Here is a 19375-nt window from a genome sequence, read left to right on the forward strand (position 1 = left end):
CACTTTGCAGATGGCGGTGGAGCGATCCACCGCCATTTTCATATCCCTGTCACGCCGGGCTTGTAACGAATCTCCATGCTCAAGCTGAAATTGCGCGAAAAACCGTTTCCCGAGCTTTCCTATGCCAGTCCGCATCAGCCGGCGCTGACGCGCTGGGTCATTCATTCCATTGAAGGCCTGTCGGGGCGCGACCGGTATGCCGCCCTCTATGATTTCTGGCGCCGCCAGGTGGTGCCGACAGGCGAGCGCGTGTTCAGCCGCATGCTCGACCTGATCGACGTGCGGATACGCACCGCCGACCAATGGCCGCCCGCGCCATTGCCGGACACGCCGCTGGTGATCGTTGCCAACCATCCGTTCGGCATCGGCGACGGCATCGCCGTGCTCTCGTTGGTGGAGCAGCTGGGGCGGCCGTTCCGGGTGATGATCCACAAGGATCTGCTCAAGATCCGGGAGATGGAGCCCTATTCGCTGCCGATCGACTTTTCCGAGACCAAGGATGCGCTGAAGAACAACATGGCCGTGCGCCACGAAGCGGTGCGGCTGTTGAAGGAGGGCGTCACCATCGTGGTGTTTCCCGCCGGTGGCGTCGCCACCGCGCCGAAAGGCTTTGGCCGGGCGCGCGACCTGCCATGGAAGATGTTTCCGGCACGTCTGGTCCAGGATGCCAAGGCGTCGGTCATTCCGATGCATTTTTCTGGGCAGAACGGCCGGCTGTTCCATCTGATCAGCGGACCGATGAACATGGCCGAGCGCGACGGCCGCGTGGCCAAATTCGTCGGCAAGGCCTCGCTGACATTGCGTCTTTCGATGCTCATCCACGAGTTCGCGCGGCTGTCCGGCAAGGCGATCGACGTCCGCGTCGGCGAGGTGCTGAGCTGGAGCGAACTGGAGCCGTTGCGCGATCGCAAGGCATTGCTCGACCGGCTCTACCGCGGTGTGTTCGATCTGGCGCCGCAGCTGCCGCGCCGCCGGATTCCCTTCCTGCCGGCACGGGCGAAGCTGGCTGCATAGGTTTACGCGACGTCGGATATTTCGCGCGAGTCTCCAAACGGTCACAGTCATTGGCTGTAGGATTTGGTACGCAAGTGCCGGGTGGAGGCCATTCCAATGCGCGTCGTGACGGGGCTGGTTCTGGCAGTCGTATGGGGTACGGCGCCTGGGTTCGCCAGTGCGGCCGACCTCCCCGTATCTGCGGAGCCGTCGTGGACCGGCACCTATATCGGTGCGAACGTCGGCTATGGCTGGGCTCCGGGTTCGGTTGGCCTGTCCGAAAGCTCGACGGATCCAGCACTTGACGGCTTTTTGGGGGCTGCGGCCAACGCTGGTGTTTTCCCCACGTCGCTTTCGCCAGGGGCGCGCGGCCTGCTCGGCGGTGGTCAGGCTGGCTACAACTGGCAATTGCCGTCGGGCTGGGTTGTTGGCGTCGAGGCGGACTTTAACGCTTCAGGTATCACAGGATCGTCCTCGGTCACGACCACGCCGTCTGGATTTGACGACACGCAGACCGGCGTCAGCAAGAAAATCGACTGGTTCGGAACTGTGCGTGGTCGCGCCGGCTATCTCGTCAACCCGCAATGGTTGCTCTACGCGACAGGTGGTCTGGCCTACGGCAAGACCAGCCTGAACTTCAATACGACAGATGTAACGTCGGGTTGTTTGGTGAATGCTTTTATCTGCGCTGACCAGACTTCGTCAGGTATCAAACTGGGATGGACAGCGGGGGCCGGCATCGAGACGATGCTGACGCCGAATTGGAGCATCAAGGCCGAGTACCTCTATGTCGATCTCGGCAAACGATCCTTCGACGCAACTTCGAATACGCCAATCGTTTTCACCGCGTCGTCTGCCTATCATGAGCAGATCGTCGACTTTGGGTTGAACTATCACTTCAACTGAGCGGCCATCGCCGCCGCCGATCATCGCTCTAAGTCAAAGAGATCGAGCACGATGCCTGGACAAACGGAAACGTTTGTCCGCGAAAAACCGCTTCACACTTTTCGGCATCATGCTCTAGTCGGCGCCTTCTTCCGGATCCATCGCCGCGGCTTCAGTGGCCAGAACCTCGATTTCCTGGTTCTGTCCGGCGACCACCGTGAAATCCTTCTGGTAGATGCGGTCGCGGTTCTTTGCGATGATGGTGTAGTCGCCCTCGGCGAGGACCATGGAAGCGAAAGCGCCGACGGTCTCCTTGATGGGATCGCCCGATTCGTTGAGCAGCGACCAGGACGTGTCGGCGATCGCTTCGCCGCCGGTTTCGCGCACCAGCTTCATCGTGATTTCGGCGGCGTGATGCTCGACGGTGGCTTCCGTCAGCTTGCCGGCCTCGACACGGATGTCGGAGCGGATCACGGCGTTGACCGCGCCATAGGTGGAGACGACGTGGTAGATGCCGGCGTTGAGCCGTACCACGCTGTTGGGCTCGACATCGGGAATGATCAGCGCGCGGTCGCCATTGGGCTCGGCATGGCCGTCATAGATCGAAAAGCGCAGCTTCTTGGGCGGAATGCGCACGCCGCCGGAAAGAACCGCGTCGAGCTTCAGGCCGCCGGCATCAAGCACCACGCTTTCGCGCTTGGCGTCCTTGCCGACCGTGATACGCTTTGTGGCGCCGGCGCGGCCATAAGAGGCATGGACCAGGTAGCTGCCGGGCTCCAGCTGGAAGACCGCGGTGCCGCCATGGGCCGAGGCCACCATCGGCAATTTGCCGTTGACTGCTTCCGGCTTGAAGACGCGCCAGACGAGACCGCGGGTGATATCGGTGCCCTTGTCGGTCAACTGCGCGGAGAGCGTGATCGCGCCGCCGCCGCCGATGGCCAGTGACGTGTCGCCTTTCGGCGTCGCGTAGCTCGAGATACCGGGCAGCTTCAGGTCGCCGACGCCGTCCTTTTCCTGCGCAAGGGCAATGGTTGCCGGCGCCATGACCAGCACAGCGCAGAGCCAGATCAGGAAAAGACGCAGGCGCCCCTCAAACATGTCTTGCGTTGAAGCCCATGGCGGTGGCAATTTCAAGGCTTAAGAGTCCGGTCCACGACTCTTCAGCCTGGCGCCTGTGCGCCTTTGCCCGAGCCGCCCGAATTCCCGATGGTGCGCTTCAGCTCAAAACAGAGTGTCTAGGAGACTTGCGCCCATGGCGTCGCCGATCATCGACTTCCTGCTGACCCGAAATTCAGCACCCATTCCGGACCTCAAGGAGCCGGCACCGAGCGACGCCGATATCGCAACGATGATCGCGGCCGCAACAAGGGTGCCCGATCATGGCCGGCTCGAACCCTGGCGCTTCATCATCTATCGCGGCGATGTCCGCGTCGAGATCGGCAGGAAGCTGGCGGAACTCGCGGAACTGCGGGAAGGGCCGCTGCCCGACGGCCGCCGCAACCAGGAACTGGCCCGGTTCTCGCGCGCGCCGCTGGTCATCGGGGTCGTGTCGGTGCCGAAAGAGAGCCCGAAGATTCCGCAATGGGAGATGTTCCTGTCGGGCGGCATGGCGGCAATGAACCTGATCATCGCGGCCAACGCGCTGGGCTATGGCACCAACATGATCAGCAACTGGTACTCCGATGTTGCCGAGGGCAGGGCAATCCTGGGGCTGGCGCCGCAGGAACGTGTCGTCGGGTTCATTCACATCGGCTCCCACGCCGGGCCGGCGCCGGAGCGTCCGAGACCAGATCCGGCCAAGCTCTACGCGGACTATGCCGGGCCCTGGGCCGGCTGAATGTTCTACGAGCCATCCAAGGGGCATGGGCTGCCGCACGACCCGTCGAAAGCGATCGTCGCGCCGCGTCCGATCGGCTGGATATCGACGCTGAACAAGGCGGGTGAGATCAACATCGCGCCATACTCGTTCTTCAATGCCGTTTCGACGCGCCCCTTCATCGTCTGGTTCTCCTCGGAAGGCGAGAAGGACAGCGCGTCCTTCGCGCTGGAAACCGGCGAGTTCGTCGCCAATCTGGTCAGCCGCGATCTCGCGGAAAAGATGAACTACACCTCGGTCAACGCGCCGCGTGGCGTCAACGAGTTCACCTACGCCGATCTCGCCATGGCGCCTTCGCGCCTTGTCCGCCCGCCCCGCGTGGCGGCTGCGCCTGCGGCGCTGGAATGTCGGGTGACGGAAGTGTTCCGCCCGAAGGGGCTGGACGGAACACCGACGAGCGCCGTCGTCGTCGCCGGCGAGGTGGTCGGCGTGCATATTGACGATGCTTTCCTGAAAGACGGACTTTTCGACATCACCAAGGCCGGCAATGTCGCTCGTCTCGGCTACATGGATTATGCCAGCGTCGGCGAGGTCTTTTCGATGCGCCGGCCTCGCTGGGGCAAGGACTGAGGCCGGGCCTGGTCACGACGGTTTGCCAGCGCCCGATTTCCGGCGGGCCGTCATGACGGCCCTGATGTAGCCGGGTTCGCCGATCTGGATGCTGCCATCGGGTAGGCCCAGTATGCGGTCGAGGGCGATCTCGTAGAGCCTGACACGCCTTTCCAGCGCCTCGATTGCCATCTCCATGTCGGCATCGCCGCCGGCGATCGCCTTGGCCACGACATCGTGCGTGGCCATGCCGAACTGCATGACGATATCGGCGACGCCCTCCGGATCGAAGGTCCGGAAAGTGCCGTCTTCGACTCCTTGCTGGATGATCCTGACCAGCAAGGGCGAAAACGATGCGCTCGCCGCCAGGTTGATGCGGTGGAAAAGCACCAGATTCTCCGGCCGGAATATCGTCTCGAAAAGAGCCCAGGCCTCCGGCGCGGTGTCGATCTTGGCTCTCCGCGATTGTGCGAGCAGGCCGTTCAGACGGCCAAGCGGATCGAGGCCGGGGTCGTCCGATATGTGCTGGACGCCAGCCAGTGCCTGCTTCGCGAAACGGTCGGCCAGCGCCTCCAGCAGAGCCTCCTTGGAGGCAAAATAGTGATAAAAGGCGCCCTTGGAGATGCCCGCGGACGCAATGACATCATTCAGGCTCGCCCGGTCGTAGCCCTGCGTCAGGAACAGCGCCTGGGCATGGTCCAGAAGTTCTTCTCGCCGCAATTCCGGATGCTTGATCACACGAGGCATGACGAAACCTTCTGCACGCGATGGCGGCTTTCGTCCAGTCTGGCCGAGAGCTCGCTTGAGTTATAGACCGTTGGTCGGTATGATAGACCGGTGGTCTATTTCAGCCAATATCGGGAGCGGCATACCCATGGAAGGTCGATCATGATCGCGAAATTGATCCTTCAGACATTCATCTGGTTTGGCCTCATGGGCGTCCTGCTCTTTCTGCCGGCGGGGACGCTGCACTGGCCGGCCGCGTGGGCCTATCTGGTCCTGATGGTGGCGCTCAGCCTGAGCTTGGGCGTGGCGCTGTCGCGTCGCGATCCCGGTCTGATGCAGGAGCGATTGAGCCCTCCCATCCAGAAGAATCAGCCGGCGGCCGACAAAGTCCTGCTGTCGATACTGCTGCTCGCCATCCTCGGCTGGCAGGTCGTCATGGGGTTCGACTTCCGTTTCGGCTGGTCGGCGGTTCCCATCTGGGTGCAAGTCATTGGTGGGCTGGTGCTGCTGGTCGGAATCTGGATCTGCTATCTGACGATGCTGGAGAACAGTTTTGCCGCTCCGGTCGTGAAGATACAGGACGATCGCGGACAGCGCGTGATCACCAGCGGCCCTTATGGCTATGTCCGCCATCCCATGTATGCGGGCGCCATCCTCTTCTTCGTAGGCACGGCGCTCGTGCTTGGTTCCTGGTGGGGGCTGGTCCTGGTGGTTGTGTTCGTCGTTCTGTTGGCCATGCGCACATTCATCGAGGAAAAAGCGCTGCGCGCCGGTCTGCGGGGCTACGGTGACTATGCGGAGCGGGTGCGTTACCGCCTGATTCCGCTGGTCTGGTAGTTAGGCGGAAACTCCTGCCGCCCTTGCACGCGCGAGCAGCCGTTCGGCCAGCCGCAAATGCGGGCGGTCGTACATCTTGCCGTCGATGCCGACGACGCCGGGATTCCCCGCGGCCTGGAATGCCGAGACGATGGCCGCCGACTGGCTCACCGCATCGGGTGAGGGCGTGAAGGCCGCGTTGATGACGGGCACCTGGTCGGGATGGATCGCCATCTTGCCGGTGAATCCGTCCCGCTCGGCCTCGGCGCATTCGGTGGAAAAGGCCGCAATGTCGCGAAAATTCGGAAACACCGTATCGATCGCCGCGACCTCGGCGGCACCGGCCGCAAGTATGGTCGTCAGGCGGGCATGGCGGAACACGTCGGTGTAACGGCCTTGCCCGTCGCGGGCAGAGCGTGCGCCGATCGCCGCGGACAGGTCTTCCGCGCCCCAGGTAAGGCCGATGAGCCGTGCGCTCGCGCCTGCATAGGTCGCCGCGGCCAGCACTCCCGCCGGCGTTTCGGTGATGATCGGCAGGATTCTTATCGCGCCGTCGGTCAGGCCGTTCTCGGCCTCCCGGACCCTGAGCTTGGCCGCGAGCTGCTGCACGTCCTGTCCGCTGTTGGACTTCGGCAGCATGATGCCGTCTGGCCTCGCTGCAACAAGGGCCGCGAGATCATCGTCCGTCAGCCCGGTCGAAAGGTCGTTGACCCTGACATAGATCGACGAGCTGGTCTGGCCCCGGTGTTCAAGGATGAAACTCGCGGCGGTGTCGCGCGCCGTTGCCTTGTTCTGCGGGGCCACGGAATCCTCGAGATCGACGATCACCACGTCGGCACCGGCGGCAAAGCCTTTCTCCAGCTTGCGCTCGGAATCGCCGGGTACAAACAGCAGCGAACGCATCAGGCCGCCTTCTTCAGCATCATCGCCTGCCTCGTGCATTTGGCGACCAGGACGTCGTTCTGGTTATAGGCACGGTGCTCGAACTCGACGATGCCGCGATCCGGCTTCGATTTGGACTCACGCACCGAGACAACCGTTGTTTCGACCCGGACCGTGTCGCCGTGGAAGAGCGGGTGCGGGAATACGGTTTCCTTCATGCCGAGATTGGCCACCGTCGTGCCGACCGTGATGTCGTTGACCGAGATGCCGATCATCAGCCCGAGCGTGAAAAGCGAGTTGACCAGCGGCTTGCCCCACTCGCTCCTGGCGGCGAAGTCGAAGTCGATGTGCAACGGCTGCGGGTTCAGCGTCATCACCGAGAACAGCATGTTGTCGCTCTCGGTCACGGTCTTGCGCAGCGTGTGCTGGAAGACATGACCAACGACGAATTCCTCGAGATATAGGCCGGCCATTTCGTCTCTCCTCCACTGCTGGACAGGTTGATAGGCGGTACATCCGGCGCTCGCAAGCCAGTTAATAAACATGGTTGACTGTTCGTAAACCAATTGTGCCTACCGTCATCACCGGGGCCGGAAACCTTCCGGCAAGGGGCGTAAGCAGACGGGCATGGTTGTTGTTTCGCATTTTCTGAAATGGATCTACACGGCCAGGGTGTCGGAGCGCGCCGCCGCGGCCAATGCGCTGGCCCGGGCCTATGTCAATTCCGAATTGCCGTTCGAGGATCGCTGTGCCGCCGAAGCGGCGTTGACGCTGCTTCTCGACGACGCCTCTTCGAAAGTGCGCCTCGCGATGGCTGAGGCGCTCTCGATGAGCCACCACGCGCCATTGCAGATCATCAGTGCGCTTGCCGCCGATCAGCCTGAGGTCGCCGGTGTCGTGCTGGCGCGCTCGCCGCTGCTCACCGACGCCGACCTGATCAACCGCGTCGCGGCGAGCCAGAAGGCGACGCAGAAGCTGATCGCCGACCGTCCCCTTGTCTCGATGGCGCTGTCGGCCGCGATTGCCGAGATCGGGGAGGCCGAAGCCTGCGCCGTATTGCTGGCCAACAGCGGCGCCGAGATCGCTTCCTTGAGTTTTCGCCGCATGGCTGAACGCCATGGGCACCTTCCGCTCGTTCGAGAGGCGTTGATATCGGATGTCAGGCTGCCTGCCGACTGCCGTCATATGCTGTTGGTCAAGCTCGGCGAGACATTGAAGACCTCGCCACTGGTCATGGCGCTGATGGGCGCCGCGCGCGCCGAACGCGTCATGCGCGATGCCTGTGTGAAAGCCTCGGTGACGTTGATCGAGGGCACGCGCCAGGAAGAGCACAGCGCTCTGATCGAACATCTCAGGCTGCGCGGCGATCTCACCGCGAGTTTCCTCATTCGCACCATCGCGCACGGCAAGGTGGATTTCTTCGGTTCCACGCTGGTCGTGCTCGGCCAGCAATCGGAGCAGCGGGTGAGGGCGCTGCTGGCCGGCGGGCACGACGTGGCCCTGCAGGCGCTGTTTCGCAATGCGGGCCTGGCTGCCGCCACGCATCCGGTGATCCTGCGGGCGCTGAAAATCTGGCGCGAGGTGGCCAATGGCAAGCGTGTCGCCGGTGTCCAGGAAGTGAGCTGGCTGATGCTGAAGGAATTGGGTGGGCAAGCCGCCGAGGGCGACCTCGCCACGCTGGTCAAGTCGATCCATCTCGATGCGCTGCGCGAGAATGCGCGCGGCCATGCGCTGGCGATCGCCGCCGCTTAGAGCAATTCCAGGAAAAGTGTGAAACGGTTTTCCGTCCGGAATTGCGTAAAAACAAAGGCCTAGCCTTTATCCCTGGCAAAGAAGTCCGGAAAATCCTCCATCGCGGCGGCGATGATGCGCAGCGATGCCGCGATCTGCAGCATGTCGCCGGTGGCGTCTCGCTCGGCGATACCAGCCGCGTACTGCCGGGCGACCGCGATCGTCGATGTCTGCGGATCGCCAGGCGCACGGAAGAGCAGTTCGCGCGCCAGCCCTCTCAGGAAGTTGGCGATCGAAAGCGCGGTTTCGCTCGGGATGGCATGGTTCTGGCTGGCACCGCGCAATCGCAGGATCTCCAGGCCCACCGTGGCGGCGGCGACGCCGCCGCCCAGAACGGCTTCGCCCGTCCGGCCCGAATTCTGCACCAGCGGCATCAACTGGTTGATGCGGTCATAGGCAAGGCTCTCGAAGGCCGAACGCCGAGGCACCCGCTCGTGCAGGCAAAGCCGCGCGAGGTCCTCGCGCATGGCGCGAACGATGCGGTTGGCCGCAAGCCAGGGGTCGGCCGGCAACACGACGATGAACACGCCGATCGCCAGCAATATCCCGACCAGGATGGATGCGGAGCCGGCGAGGAACGGCCCGGGATCATACGTCATCGCCTGATGCGGGCTGAGGAAGGCGAGGAAATTGATGGCGAAGGCCGTTGCCACGCCGACGTAACGCGGATTGGCCATGGCGAGGGCCGCCGGCACCATGATGGGCACGACGAAGAGCGTGAACCAGCCAAAGCCGGGCAGGGCAGGAAGCGCGACCTGGCCGACGAGAAAGGCAAAGGGCAGGGCGAGCAAAGTTCCCTTGAAGAACCCCCAGGAGACCTGCACGGGGTCGGGGCGCGCGGCGAACAGACTCGACACGACGGCAACGAGAATGACGGTGCCGGCCGCTTCCGACCATTTGGTGGTCAACCAGAAGGCGGCGACCAGCAGCGTGGCAAGCGCGGCGCGAATGGCGTTGCGCGCGGCGCCGGGATAATCGCGGTGCACCACCAGCGCCGGCTGCCGGCTCCCGGGGCCGGGGCGGCTTGTGACCGGCGCACGCAAGGCATCGAGCCCGCGCAGCACCTGTTTCAGCGCCTCCGCGAAGTCGGCGGCGATGGTCAGGCGGGTGATGGTGCCGACCCTGTCGTCGCCCTGGTCGACCTCGGCATCGGGCAATTGCCTGGCCTTGGCCGAAATCGCATCGAGTCGCGCCACCCAGGGCGCGGTGTCGTCCAATGCGCCCGGTTTGGTCGCCAGTTCACCGACAAGTGTGTGCAATTCGCTGCGCACCGGAATGAGCGCGGCGTTCTTTGGGGCGGCATGCGAATACAGCGCGCGCGCCGCCGACAGGGCGGAAAGAAGCTGTCCGATGGTGCGCCTCACCGGATGGGAACGCGGTGCGAAGCTTGGCGCCTCTAGCCGGGCATAGGCGCGCATCTCGCCAAGCGTCTGGGTGTCGGCGACAAGCTTCCGGTGCAGGCCGATGAGCGTTGCCCGATCGCCGCCGGAGAACGCACCGCCCGCATAGGTGGCGAGATCCATGATGCAGCGTTTCAGCCGTGAGATGATGGCGTCGCTGGCGAGCTTGGGCAGGATCAGCCGGCTGGTCAGCCCGGCGCAGACTATGCCGAGCACGATCTCGGCGCAGCGCGCGACCGCGAGGTCGACGACCAGATGGGGTTGCCCGAAGGCAGGCAGGCCGATGATCATCGCGGTATAGCCGGCAAGGGCGGCGCCATAGGCTTCCGGATTGCGCAACAGGGAGGAGACGAAGGTGCAGATGCCGATCCATACGGCAAGCACTGTTACTAGGACCCAGGGGTTAGTGCCGAACGCCGTGGTGATTGCGATCGCGGCGACACCGCCGGCAAGCGTGCCGAGCAGCCGGTAGAAGCCTTTCGCCAGCACCATGCCGGCAACGGGCTGGGCGACGATGAACACCGTCATCATCGCCCATTGCGGATGGTCGAGCTTCAGCGCGTAGGCAACCAGCAGTGCGATCAGGCCTGCCGAAACGGTGCGCAGGGCAAAAACCCAGTCCGAGCGCGTCGGTTGCGTCAGTCCGGCCAGGCTGGTGTCGAAATGGGCTTTCAGCCGCGCCCAGGTCACATGCTGGTCTCCATATCAGAAGCGCAAGCTATACTGGCCGGCGGCTAAAGCAATTCCAGGAAAAGTGTGAAACGGTTTTCCTGGGAGAAGCGCGTAGTGCTTCCCCTTGGGAATTGCGTAAAAACAAAGAATTAGAGCCGTTCAGCGCTGAACGGCTCTAGATATCCAACACTTCGGCCGCGGCGAATTCAGCGCGTTCCTGGATGAAGCGGAAGCGGGCTTCCGGCTTGGTGCCCATCAGTGCGTCGACCGCGTCCTTGGTCGCGGCTTCGGCGTCGATCACATCGACCCTGAGCAATGTGCGCTTCCTCGGATCCATGGTGGTCTCCTTGAGCTGCGAGGCCATCATTTCGCCCAGGCCCTTGAAGCGGCCGATCTCGACCTTGCCGCGCCCGGTGAACTCGGTGCGCAGCAGTTCGTCCTTATGCGCATCGTCGCGGGCATAGCCGACCTTGCCGCCCTGCCGGAGGGAATAGAGCGGCGGCACCGCCATGTAGAGATGACCGCCACGGACGAGCCCCGGCATCTCCTGGTAGAAGAAGGTTATCAGCAGCGAGGCGATGTGGGCGCCGTCTACGTCGGCGTCGGTCATGATGATCACGCGGTCGTAGCGAAGGTCCTCGTCGCGGTACTTGGAGCGCGTGCCGCAGCCCAGCGCCTGGATCAGGTCCGAAATCTGCTGGTTGGCGGCCAGCTTGTCGTTGCCGGCGCTGGCGACGTTGAGGATCTTGCCGCGCAGCGGCAGCACCGCCTGGCTTGCCCGGTCGCGTGCCTGCTTGGCCGAGCCACCGGCCGAGTCGCCCTCGACGATGAAGAGTTCGGCGCCGGCCGCGGCATTCTGCGTGCAGTCGGCCAGCTTCCCTGGCAGGCGCAGCTTGCGCACCGCGCTCTTGCGCGACACTTCCTTTTCCTGGCGTCGGCGCACGCGCTCGTCGGCGCGGGCAATAACCCATTCGAGCAGCTTCGAAGCCTCTTGCGGATTATCGGCCAGCCAGTGGTCGAACGGATCGCGAATCGCGGTCTCGACGATGCGCATCGCCTCGATGGTCGCCAGCCTGTCCTTGGTCTGGCCGACGAATTCCGGTTCACGGATGAACACCGACAGCATGCCGGCGGCCGAGATCATCACGTCTTCCGAAGTGACGATCGAGGCGCGCTTGTTGCCCACCAGTTCGGCATAGGCGCGCAGGCCGCGCGTCAGCACGTTGCGGAACCCGGCCTCATGCGTGCCGCCTTCGCCGGTCGGAATGGTGTTGCAGTAGGAATTGATGAAGCCGTCGCCGCCGAACCAGGTCACCGCCCATTCGAGCGAGCCATGGCCGCCCTGCTTGTCGCTTTTGCCGGCGAAGACCTCGCGCGTCACCTGGAACTCGTCGCCCAGCGTGGCTTTCAGATAATCCTTGAGGCCGCCCGGGAAATGGAATTCGGCCTTGGCTGGCGTCGGGTCCTTGTCCTTGATCAGCAAGGGATCGCAGGTCCAGCGGATTTCGACGCCACCGAACAGATAGGCCTTCGAACGCGTCATGCGGTAGAGTCGTGCCGGCTCGAAGGCCGCACCCTTGCCGAAAATCTGCTCATCGGGATGGAATCGGGTCCTAGTGCCGCGGCGGTTGTGGACCTCGCCGAGATGCTCCAGGCCGCTCACCGGGATGCCACGCGAAAAACGCTGGCGGTAGAGCTGGCGGCCACGCGCCACTTCGACTTCGAGATGGTCGGACAACGCGTTGACCACGGAGACGCCGACACCGTGCAGGCCGCCCGACGTCTCATAGACCTTGGAATCGAATTTGCCGCCCGAATGCAGCGTCGTCATGATCACTTCGAGCGCTGGCTTCTTGAATTTCGGATGCGGATCGACCGGAATGCCTCGGCCATTGTCGGTGACGGTCAGGAAACCGTCGGCCGACAGCTCGACATCGATGAAGGTGGCGTGGCCGGCGACAGCCTCGTCCATCGAATTGTCGATGACCTCGGCGAACAGATGGTGCATCGCCTTGTCGTCGGTGCCGCCAATATACATGCCCGGCCGCCGGCGCACCGGCTCCAGGCCTTCCAGCACCTCGATATCGGCGGCGCTGTAGCCTTCCGAGCCGTCGCGGCTCGCGGCGGGGCGCTTGGCCGCCGCCTGGACAAGCGGATCGGCAGGACGTGCGGGTGGACGAACAGGCTGCGGCTGCTTGTCCATGTTGCCGAAGAGATCGTTGTTGTCGTCCATGCCTGCCATAGGGTCCGGTGCTGCGAATCACCCACCGATACTGCCACGCTTTTCAGCGCCAAGCGACGGAGGTTCCTGTTACGTTCGGGGATTTGGCCCCTCTTATCCTAAAACCATTCGATAACCAAGCGGGCGGAAATAGGTCGGTGGCCGCTGCCTGGGATTCCTGTTTCTTTAACAAAGCAGCCTAGCGTGAGCCTCACATAACAAGAAACTGCGGGCATCAGGGGTTTCGGCGTGAGGGGCAAGGCCATAACGATGATCGGCATCGCCGCCGTTTTCGGCGCGATCTCGATCTTTGCCGCGGACTTCTGGGTTAAGAGCCAGGCAAGGGCCGACGGCGAGGAGAAGACGGCGTCGATAGCCGCTCCGGCGCCACCCAAGGTCGAGTTCAAGACCATTGTCGTGGCGAGCGCACCGTTGCGTTACGGCATGGAGCTCGACCGCGCCAAGCTCAGCGAAATTCCCTGGCCGCAGGATTCCCTGCCGCAGGGCGCCTTTGCCACTGTCGACGCCTTGCTTGGCGAAGGCAGCCGCGTGGTGCTGTCGCCGATCGATGTCAACGAACCGGTGTTGCTGACCAAGCTGTCGGGCCCGAACGGTCGCGCGACGCTTTCCAACATGCTTTCTCCCGGAATGCGGGCGGTCACCATCCGCACCGACGAGATCGCCGGTGTCGGCGGCTTCGTCACGCCGGGTGACCGGGTCGATGTCATGCTGACGCGCGATGCCGGCGACATCCAGGAAGTGGCGAAGAACGCCCAAGGGGCCGCCGGGTCGACCATCACCTCCGAGATCGTCGTCGCCGACGCGAGGGTCCTGACCGTCGGGCAAGGCGCCGATGTGCGTCAGACCACGCCGCAGATCGCTAATTCCGTGACCATCGAGGTGACCACCGAAGGCGCGCAGAAAGTGGCGCTGGCCCGGACCGTCGGCACCTTGTCGCTGTCGCTTCGTTCGGCTGGCGAAGGCGGCGACGGCAAGGACGGCGTTACCACCATCTCCTCCTTCGGCGGATCGGTGGCGTCCAAGGCCCAGGCCGCGGCCGGCTCGCTGTTCGATGCGATCGCCAAGGGACCGGAGAAGCCGAAATTGAAGACGGTCATCGTGACGCGCGGCACGCAGGCCGAGGAATACCAGGTTCCAGCACGGGACCAGAAGTAATGCCGGTGGGGACCGGGCGGGACGGGACAATGCTGATGCGTACCCAATATCGGACTACGGGCTGGCTGCGCTCTTTGGGCGCTCTGGCGATGGCGGCTTCACTGGCTCTAGGCGGCGTATTCGCCTTGCCCGGCACGGCCAGGGCGGACAACGAGGTCGTCTATGTGTCGGCGACCAAGAACGCGTCGATCAAGGTCGCCAAAGGCAAGCCCAAGACGATCGTGACCAGCGCGGCCTTCTACCAGATCGTCATCGGCGATCCGGAGATCGCCAACGTCAATCCGCTGACCGACAAATCCTTCTACGTGCTCGGCAACAATCTCGGCACGACCGGCATCGCGCTGTTCGACGAAAACAAGCAGCTTGTCGGCACTGTCGATATCGAGGTGACGCTCGACACCGACCAACTGGCGAGCACCATCCGCGCCAGCGTGCCGGATGCCAAGATCAAGGTCGGTTCGGCCAATGGCCGTGTCGTGCTGTCGGGCGAGGCGGATGACGCGGTAGCCGCCGAAAAGGCGAACCAGATCGCCACGCGCTTTTCCGGCAAAGAGGACGTGATCAACTCGGTCAACATCTCGTCGTCGCAGCAGGTCCAGCTCAATGTCCGATTCGTCGAGATCAACCGCCAGGCGGGTCAGGACCTCGGCGCCAAATACAGCGCCAATTTCGCCTACGGCTTCGGTGGGCGCAACGTCACCATCGACCCAGGCACAGTGCCGGCCGCAGGGACAGGCGAGATCATCGGCAGCTTGCTGTCGAACGGCGTTTCAATCGATATCGCGGTCAAGGCGCTGGAGGAGCGCGGTCTTGCCCGTATGCTGGCCGAGCCCAATCTGATCGCTCGCTCCGGAGAGACGGCGAGCTTCCTCGCCGGCGGCGAATTTCCTATCCCGGTTTCGGAGGATAACGGCAAGATTTCTGTCACCTACAAGAAATATGGCGTCAGCCTGGACTTCACGCCGACCGTGCTCAAGGACGGCCTGGTCAGCCTCGACATCGCGCCGGAAGTCTCTTCGATCGATGCGTCGGCGTCCTACAACATCGGCAACATTTCGGTACCGGGCTTCATTGTCCGCCGCGCCAAGACCTCGGTTGACCTGAAGAACGGCCAGAGCTTCATGATCGCGGGGCTGCTGCAGACACAAAACGACGTCACCACGTCGCGCATCCCCGGACTCGGCAAGATGCCTGTGCTCGGATCGCTGTTCTCGTCGAAATCCTACCAGCGGCGCGAGACCGACCTGGTCATCCTCGTCACACCCTATCTGGTAAAGCCGGTCGACCCGTCGAAGAAGATGGCCGAGCCGACTGACGGCACACGGCCGGCCAGCAATGTCGACTATTTCCTCAACAACACCGAGGAAGTGAAGGCATCGGAAGCCGGCCGGACACTGGCGCTGGCCGACGGCAGCACGGCGCGCGCCGCTCCCGCCACCACGGTCGGGCATTTCCTCGACCTGCCGAAGGACTGAAAACCATGCGTCTGGTCCTCAGATCGAGCATTGCACTGCTTCTCGCCGGCCTCGCGGCCGGCTGCACCAGCGATGATTATGTCCGCAGCGAAGGTGTGACATCCGGCGCCGGCAACGCGCAGGCCGCCAACACCGTCATGCAGATGGTCGATCCCTGGAAATACGGCGTCCAGAACACCAGGCTTCTCGTGCCCGCCAAGCGCGCCGCCGCGACGACTGTTACGCCGGATCAGGCCGCCGCGGCGAAGACATCGCAGTCGACCACGACCAACTGACCAGACGGGCGACCGCGCAGACAGGCTGACAAAAATGGCAAACGGCATCAAGACCCGCAAAATCCTGCTCGTTTCGACGGACAGAACCTTCGCGCAGGATACCCGGACGGCCTTTGCCGCTTCCGAGATCATCCAGCTCTTGACGGTGGAAAAGAATGTCACCGAATTGCGCGGCGAGATCCAGGAAGCCGAGTTCGGCGCCATCATCGTCGACATGGACGCGGCAAGGCTGGAGGAGATCGAGTCGCTGCAGCGCATCATGCGCCGGCTGGAAGGCAAGGCGCCGGTGGTCGTGGTCACCCAGGAGTTCAATGCCGCCGCCGTGCGCATCCTCGTGCAGCTCAAGGTCGCCGACTTCCTGGTCAAGCCGATCACCACCGCCGATCTGGTGCGTTCCGTCGTGCGCGCCTTGCAAGGGCCGGGGCGCGAGGAAAACACGGAATCGCAGATCTACACCTTCATGCCGGCCGCCGGCGGTGTCGGCACCACGACGCTGGCATTGCAGACCGCGTTCCAGCTGCATCATTCGGTGACGCGCGGCGCTTCGACCTGCGTGGTCGATCTCAATTTCCAGCAGGGCGCCTGCGCCGAATATCTCGACCTGGAGCCGCGTTTCGACATCACCGAGATCGAGAACCAGCCCGAACGCCTCGACCGGCAATTGCTGGACGTGATGCTGTCCAAGCATGCCAGCGGCCTGTGCGTGCTGGCGGCGCCGACGCACCCGGCCGAGATGCGTTCGTTCAAGACCGATGTCGTGGTGCGCATGCTGGATCTCGTCTCGGCCTATTTCGACAACGTCATCATCGACATGCCACGCACCTGGTTTCCGTGGACGGAGACGGTGCTGCTCGGATCCAACAAGCTCTACATCGTCGCCGAAATGACGGTGCCGTGCCTGCGCCATACGCAAAGGCTGATCCAGGCGGTCTATGAGACCGCCGGCAAGGAAGTGAAGCCGAACGTCATCGTCAACCGGTTCGAGCAGAAGATGTTCGATAACGGCATCAAGCAGGCGGACGTCCAGGAAATCCTCGGCGAGCATTTTGTCGGCGGCATCGCCAACAATTACAGACTGGTGCGCGAGGCGGTCGACCGCGGCGTACCGCTGCACGAGATCGACGCCAACGCCAATGTCGTCAACGATCTGAAGAAAATCATCCTGCCGGAAGAGGCGGTCGCCACTGGCGGCAAGTCGAAATCCCTGTTCAGCCTGGGCAGGGGCCTGCTCAAGAGGAAAGCAGGATGAGCAGCCGCTTCTCCACCCTGCAGAACCGGGACACCCGCCCGCCACGTCCGGTCGAGTCGATGCCGGTCGCGCATCATGCCGTCATTATTCCGACCAGCCGAAAGACCGCGCCGGCCAAGGCCGAGGTCGCGCCGGGCAAGAATGCCAACAAGGTGCTCGATGCCCGCGTGCGCATCCACCGCATGCTGCTCGAGGAGATCAACCTCGTCGCGCTGGAGCGCTTGCCCAGGGATGAGATGCGCCGCCAGGTGCATGAATTCGTGTCGGAAAAGACCCGCCAGGAGCGGATGGCGATCAACACCGTCGAACTCGACGCGCTGGTGGACGATATCGTCGACGAGATGGTCGGCCTCGGTCCGCTCGAGCCGTTGCTCAAGGATCCCGACATCAACGACATCCTGATCAACGGCCACCAGAACTGTTTCATCGAAAAGAAGGGCAAGCTGCAGCAGGTCCATATCCCCTTCAAGGATGAGGCGCATCTGCTGCGGATCATCAACAAGATCGTCGCCGCCGTGGGCCGCCGCGTCGATGAATCCCAGCCCATGGTCGACGCGCGCATGCTGGACGGCTCGCGCTTCAACGCGGCGATCCGCCCGGTTGCGGTCGACGGGCCGTTGGTGTCGATCCGCAAATTCTCCAAGAACAAGCTCGGCCTGCACCGGCTGGTGGAGTTCGGCGCCATCACCCAGAATATGGCCGAAGTGCTGGCCGCTGCCGTCCATGCCCGCAAGACGACGATCATCTCGGGCGGCACCGGCACCGGCAAGACGACGATGCTCAACGCGCTGTCGGCCTTCATTCCCGAGGACGAGCGGCTGATCACCATCGAGGACGCCGCCGAACTTCAGCTCCAGCAGCCGCATGTGGCGCGCATGGAAACGCGTCCCGCCAACATCGAGGGCCACGGCGAGTTGAAGCAGCGCGATCTGGTCAAGAACGCGCTCCGCATGCGTCCCGACCGCGTCATCCTCGGCGAGTGCCGCGGCGAGGAAGCCTTCGACATGCTGCAGGCCATGAACACCGGCCATGAAGGGTCGATGGCGACCATCCACGCCAACACGCCACGCGACGCGATTTCGCGTCTCGAACAGATGCTGGGCATGACCGGCATGCCGATGACGGTGCAGTCGATCCGCAGCCAGATCTCCAGCGCCATCGACATCATCGTCCAGCTGACACGCCTTTCCGACGGCAAGCGCAAGGTGACCAGCGTTGCCGAAGTGACGGGCATGGAAGGCGACGTCATCCAGATGCAGGAGATATTCCGCTTCGTGCGCACTGGCATGGACGCCGATGGCGGGATTCTCGGCTATTTCGAGGCCACCGGCATTCGGCCGCGGTTCCTCGAGGACCTGCGCGCCATGGGCATCGAGTTTCCCGGGCGGTATTTCGAACCCGGCCGGCCGCAGGAGTAGCCGCGTGTTCGACGGGTTCAGCGCGATCTATGTCGTCTATGCCGGGGCAGCGCTGACCGGTATCATGATCGCCGAGGCCTGTTACCTGCTTTATGCCGGCCGCAGCGACAAGCGCACCGCCATCAACCGGCGCATGAAGCTGCAGGAAAACAAGATCAGCCAGGAACAGGTGCTGATCCAACTGCGCAAGGAACGTGGTCTCGAATCCGGCGCATCGCTGTTCTCGCCGGATCGGTTTCGGGCGTTGCGCACGCAGTCCGGCATGATCATGCCGCTGTCGCGATTCCTGACGATCACCACCGGCGTGGCGATGGCCATGGCGATCATTGCCCTGTGGTATGGTCTGCCTCTGCTGATGGGCCTGATCCTGTTCGTCGGCCTCGTGCCGCTGCTGCCGGTGATGGCGATGCGTTTCATGCGCAAGCGCCGGCACAAGCGTTTCGGCACGCAACTGCCGGAAGCGCTGGAGTTGATCACGCGCGGCCTCAAGGCCGGCCACCCGGTGCCGGTGGCCATCGCCATGGTTTCGCGCGAAATGCCGGATCCGATCGGTACCGAATTCGGCGTTGTCGCCGACGAGGTGACTTACGGCTCCGATCTGGTTTCGGCGCTGAATTCACTGTTCGACAGGGTCGGCCATGAGGATTTGCCACTGTTCGTCACGGCCGTCTCGATCCAGTCGAGTTCCGGCGGCAATCTGCGCGAAATCCTTGACGGCCTGGCGCTGACCATCCGCGAGCGTGGCAAGCTGCGCCGCAAGGTGCGCGCCATCTCCACCGAGGGCCGCATGTCGGCCTATATCCTGACGGCGATACCGGCGCTGCTTTTTGCCGGCATCATGGCGCTGATGCCGGGCTTCTACCGCGACGTCTGGGGCGAGCCGAAAACGTGGTACCTGATCGGCGGTTCGGTCACCTGGTTGATGCTTGGCAATCTGATGATGTTCAAGATGTCGAATTTCAGGTTCTGAG

Annotated in this window: 18 protein-coding genes; 12 read left to right on the forward strand and 6 right to left on the reverse strand. The window is 63.4% G+C overall.

Features of this window, described 5'->3' with window-relative positions:
- The first annotated feature begins 75 nt into the window (after positions 1–75).
- Together FFS37_RS10870 and FFS37_RS10875 are read left to right on the forward strand one after the other, a co-directional pair.
- Positions 76–1014, forward strand: coding sequence for a lysophospholipid acyltransferase family protein (locus FFS37_RS10870; protein ID WP_137930949.1), 939 nt, complete (start codon positions 76–78; stop codon positions 1012–1014).
- 96 nt (positions 1015–1110) lie between these two features.
- On the forward strand, positions 1111–1899 hold the full coding sequence (locus tag FFS37_RS10875) for an outer membrane protein (protein ID WP_137930950.1): 789 nt from the start codon (positions 1111–1113) through the stop codon (positions 1897–1899).
- Between the two features lie 114 nt (positions 1900–2013).
- On the opposite strand, the gene FFS37_RS10880 is transcribed toward FFS37_RS10875, so the two are convergent.
- Positions 2014–2976: a hypothetical protein gene (locus FFS37_RS10880; RefSeq protein WP_137930951.1), complete on the reverse strand. Its 963-nt coding sequence runs from the start codon at positions 2974–2976 to the stop codon at positions 2014–2016.
- A 154-nt stretch (positions 2977–3130) separates the two neighbouring features.
- On the opposite strand from FFS37_RS10880, the gene FFS37_RS10885 reads away from it, so the two are divergent.
- The gene (locus tag FFS37_RS10885) at positions 3131–3715 is read left to right on the forward strand and encodes a nitroreductase family protein (protein WP_137930952.1); all 585 of its coding nucleotides are present in this window, start codon (positions 3131–3133) and stop codon (positions 3713–3715) included.
- A complete protein-coding gene (locus FFS37_RS10890) occupies positions 3716–4324 on the forward strand; it encodes a flavin reductase family protein (protein WP_137930953.1) in 609 nt (202 codons plus the stop codon).
- Between the two features lie 12 nt (positions 4325–4336).
- Here the strand turns inward: FFS37_RS10890 and FFS37_RS10895 are convergent, their stop codons facing one another.
- Positions 4337–5050, reverse strand: coding sequence for a TetR/AcrR family transcriptional regulator (locus FFS37_RS10895; protein ID WP_137930954.1), 714 nt, complete (start codon positions 5048–5050; stop codon positions 4337–4339).
- A 141-nt stretch (positions 5051–5191) separates the two neighbouring features.
- Here FFS37_RS10895 and FFS37_RS10900 point away from each other — a divergent pair, with 141 nt between their 5' ends.
- Entirely contained in the window at positions 5192–5866 is a 675-nt protein-coding gene (locus FFS37_RS10900) for a methyltransferase family protein (protein WP_137930955.1), read from the forward strand.
- Here the strand turns inward: FFS37_RS10900 and FFS37_RS10905 are convergent, their stop codons facing one another.
- Both FFS37_RS10905 and FFS37_RS10910 read right to left on the reverse strand, forming a co-directional pair.
- Entirely contained in the window at positions 5867–6748 is an 882-nt protein-coding gene (locus FFS37_RS10905) for an HpcH/HpaI aldolase/citrate lyase family protein (RefSeq protein ID WP_137930956.1), read from the reverse strand.
- Positions 6748–7200 carry a MaoC family dehydratase gene (locus FFS37_RS10910; protein ID WP_137930957.1) on the reverse strand — a complete coding sequence of 151 codons (453 nt, stop codon included), beginning with the start codon at positions 7198–7200 and terminating at the stop codon, positions 6748–6750. Before FFS37_RS10910 ends, FFS37_RS10905 begins: the two co-directional genes overlap by 1 nt.
- Positions 7201–7354: 154 nt before the next feature.
- Between FFS37_RS10910 and FFS37_RS10915 the strand changes: the two genes are divergently transcribed.
- Positions 7355–8479 carry a DUF2336 domain-containing protein gene (locus FFS37_RS10915; RefSeq protein WP_137930958.1) on the forward strand — a complete coding sequence of 375 codons (1125 nt, stop codon included), beginning with the start codon at positions 7355–7357 and terminating at the stop codon, positions 8477–8479.
- Positions 8480–8538: 59 nt separating this feature from the next.
- Here FFS37_RS10915 and FFS37_RS10920 read toward each other — a convergent pair whose 3' ends face one another.
- Positions 8539–10608, reverse strand: coding sequence for an FUSC family protein (locus tag FFS37_RS10920; RefSeq protein ID WP_137930959.1), 2070 nt, complete (start codon positions 10606–10608; stop codon positions 8539–8541).
- 157 nt (positions 10609–10765) lie between these two features.
- Positions 10766–12823 (reverse strand): DNA topoisomerase IV subunit B, encoded by a 2058-nt coding sequence (gene parE, locus FFS37_RS10925; protein ID WP_137930960.1) that lies wholly within the window; start codon positions 12821–12823, stop codon positions 10766–10768.
- A 237-nt stretch (positions 12824–13060) separates the two neighbouring features.
- Here parE and cpaB point away from each other — a divergent pair, with 237 nt between their 5' ends.
- The 6 genes from cpaB to FFS37_RS10955 are packed head-to-tail and all read left to right on the forward strand — an operon-like array spanning position 13061 to position 19374.
- Positions 13061–13987, forward strand: coding sequence for a Flp pilus assembly protein CpaB (gene cpaB, locus FFS37_RS10930; RefSeq protein ID WP_232375624.1), 927 nt, complete (start codon positions 13061–13063; stop codon positions 13985–13987).
- Between the two features lie 29 nt (positions 13988–14016).
- Positions 14017–15462, forward strand: a complete 1446-nt coding sequence (locus FFS37_RS10935; protein WP_137930961.1) for a type II and III secretion system protein family protein — start codon at positions 14017–14019, stop codon at positions 15460–15462.
- A 5-nt stretch (positions 15463–15467) separates the two neighbouring features.
- On the forward strand, positions 15468–15737 hold the full coding sequence (locus FFS37_RS10940) for a hypothetical protein (RefSeq protein ID WP_137930962.1): 270 nt from the start codon (positions 15468–15470) through the stop codon (positions 15735–15737).
- A gap of 34 nt (positions 15738–15771) precedes the next feature.
- Positions 15772–16986, forward strand: coding sequence for an AAA family ATPase (locus tag FFS37_RS10945; RefSeq protein ID WP_137930963.1), 1215 nt, complete (start codon positions 15772–15774; stop codon positions 16984–16986).
- Positions 16983–18404, forward strand: coding sequence for a CpaF family protein (locus FFS37_RS10950; protein ID WP_137930964.1), 1422 nt, complete (start codon positions 16983–16985; stop codon positions 18402–18404). Before FFS37_RS10945 ends, FFS37_RS10950 begins: the two co-directional genes overlap by 4 nt.
- 4 nt (positions 18405–18408) lie before the next feature.
- A complete protein-coding gene (locus FFS37_RS10955) occupies positions 18409–19374 on the forward strand; it encodes a type II secretion system F family protein (protein ID WP_137930965.1) in 966 nt (321 codons plus the stop codon).
- Position 19375: the final 1 nt, after the last annotated feature.

The sequence above is a fragment of the Mesorhizobium comanense genome, assembly GCF_005503535.1.
Taxonomy (GTDB): Bacteria; Pseudomonadota; Alphaproteobacteria; order Rhizobiales; family Rhizobiaceae; genus Mesorhizobium; species Mesorhizobium comanense.

Bases quoted from the DNA above. Each gene is read 5' to 3' on its own strand.
- FFS37_RS10870 (WP_137930949.1), top strand. From the start codon at position 76: ATGCTCAAGCTGAAATTGCGCGAAAAACCGTTTCCCGAGCTTTCCTAT.
- FFS37_RS10875 (WP_137930950.1), top strand. From the start codon at position 1,111: ATGCGCGTCGTGACGGGGCTGGTTCTGGCAGTCGTATGGGGTACGGCG.
- FFS37_RS10880 (WP_137930951.1), bottom strand. From the start codon at position 2,976: ATGTTTGAGGGGCGCCTGCGTCTTTTCCTGATCTGGCTCTGCGCTGTG.
- FFS37_RS10885 (WP_137930952.1), top strand. From the start codon at position 3,131: ATGGCGTCGCCGATCATCGACTTCCTGCTGACCCGAAATTCAGCACCC.
- FFS37_RS10890 (WP_137930953.1), top strand. From the start codon at position 3,716: ATGTTCTACGAGCCATCCAAGGGGCATGGGCTGCCGCACGACCCGTCG.
- FFS37_RS10895 (WP_137930954.1), bottom strand. From the start codon at position 5,050: ATGCCTCGTGTGATCAAGCATCCGGAATTGCGGCGAGAAGAACTTCTG.
- FFS37_RS10900 (WP_137930955.1), top strand. From the start codon at position 5,192: ATGATCGCGAAATTGATCCTTCAGACATTCATCTGGTTTGGCCTCATG.
- FFS37_RS10905 (WP_137930956.1), bottom strand. From the start codon at position 6,748: ATGCGTTCGCTGCTGTTTGTACCCGGCGATTCCGAGCGCAAGCTGGAG.
- FFS37_RS10910 (WP_137930957.1), bottom strand. From the start codon at position 7,200: ATGGCCGGCCTATATCTCGAGGAATTCGTCGTTGGTCATGTCTTCCAG.
- FFS37_RS10915 (WP_137930958.1), top strand. From the start codon at position 7,355: ATGGTTGTTGTTTCGCATTTTCTGAAATGGATCTACACGGCCAGGGTG.
- parE (WP_137930960.1), bottom strand. From the start codon at position 12,823: ATGGACGACAACAACGATCTCTTCGGCAACATGGACAAGCAGCCGCAG.
- FFS37_RS10935 (WP_137930961.1), top strand. From the start codon at position 14,017: ATGCTGATGCGTACCCAATATCGGACTACGGGCTGGCTGCGCTCTTTG.
- FFS37_RS10940 (WP_137930962.1), top strand. From the start codon at position 15,468: ATGCGTCTGGTCCTCAGATCGAGCATTGCACTGCTTCTCGCCGGCCTC.
- FFS37_RS10945 (WP_137930963.1), top strand. From the start codon at position 15,772: ATGGCAAACGGCATCAAGACCCGCAAAATCCTGCTCGTTTCGACGGAC.
- FFS37_RS10950 (WP_137930964.1), top strand. From the start codon at position 16,983: ATGAGCAGCCGCTTCTCCACCCTGCAGAACCGGGACACCCGCCCGCCA.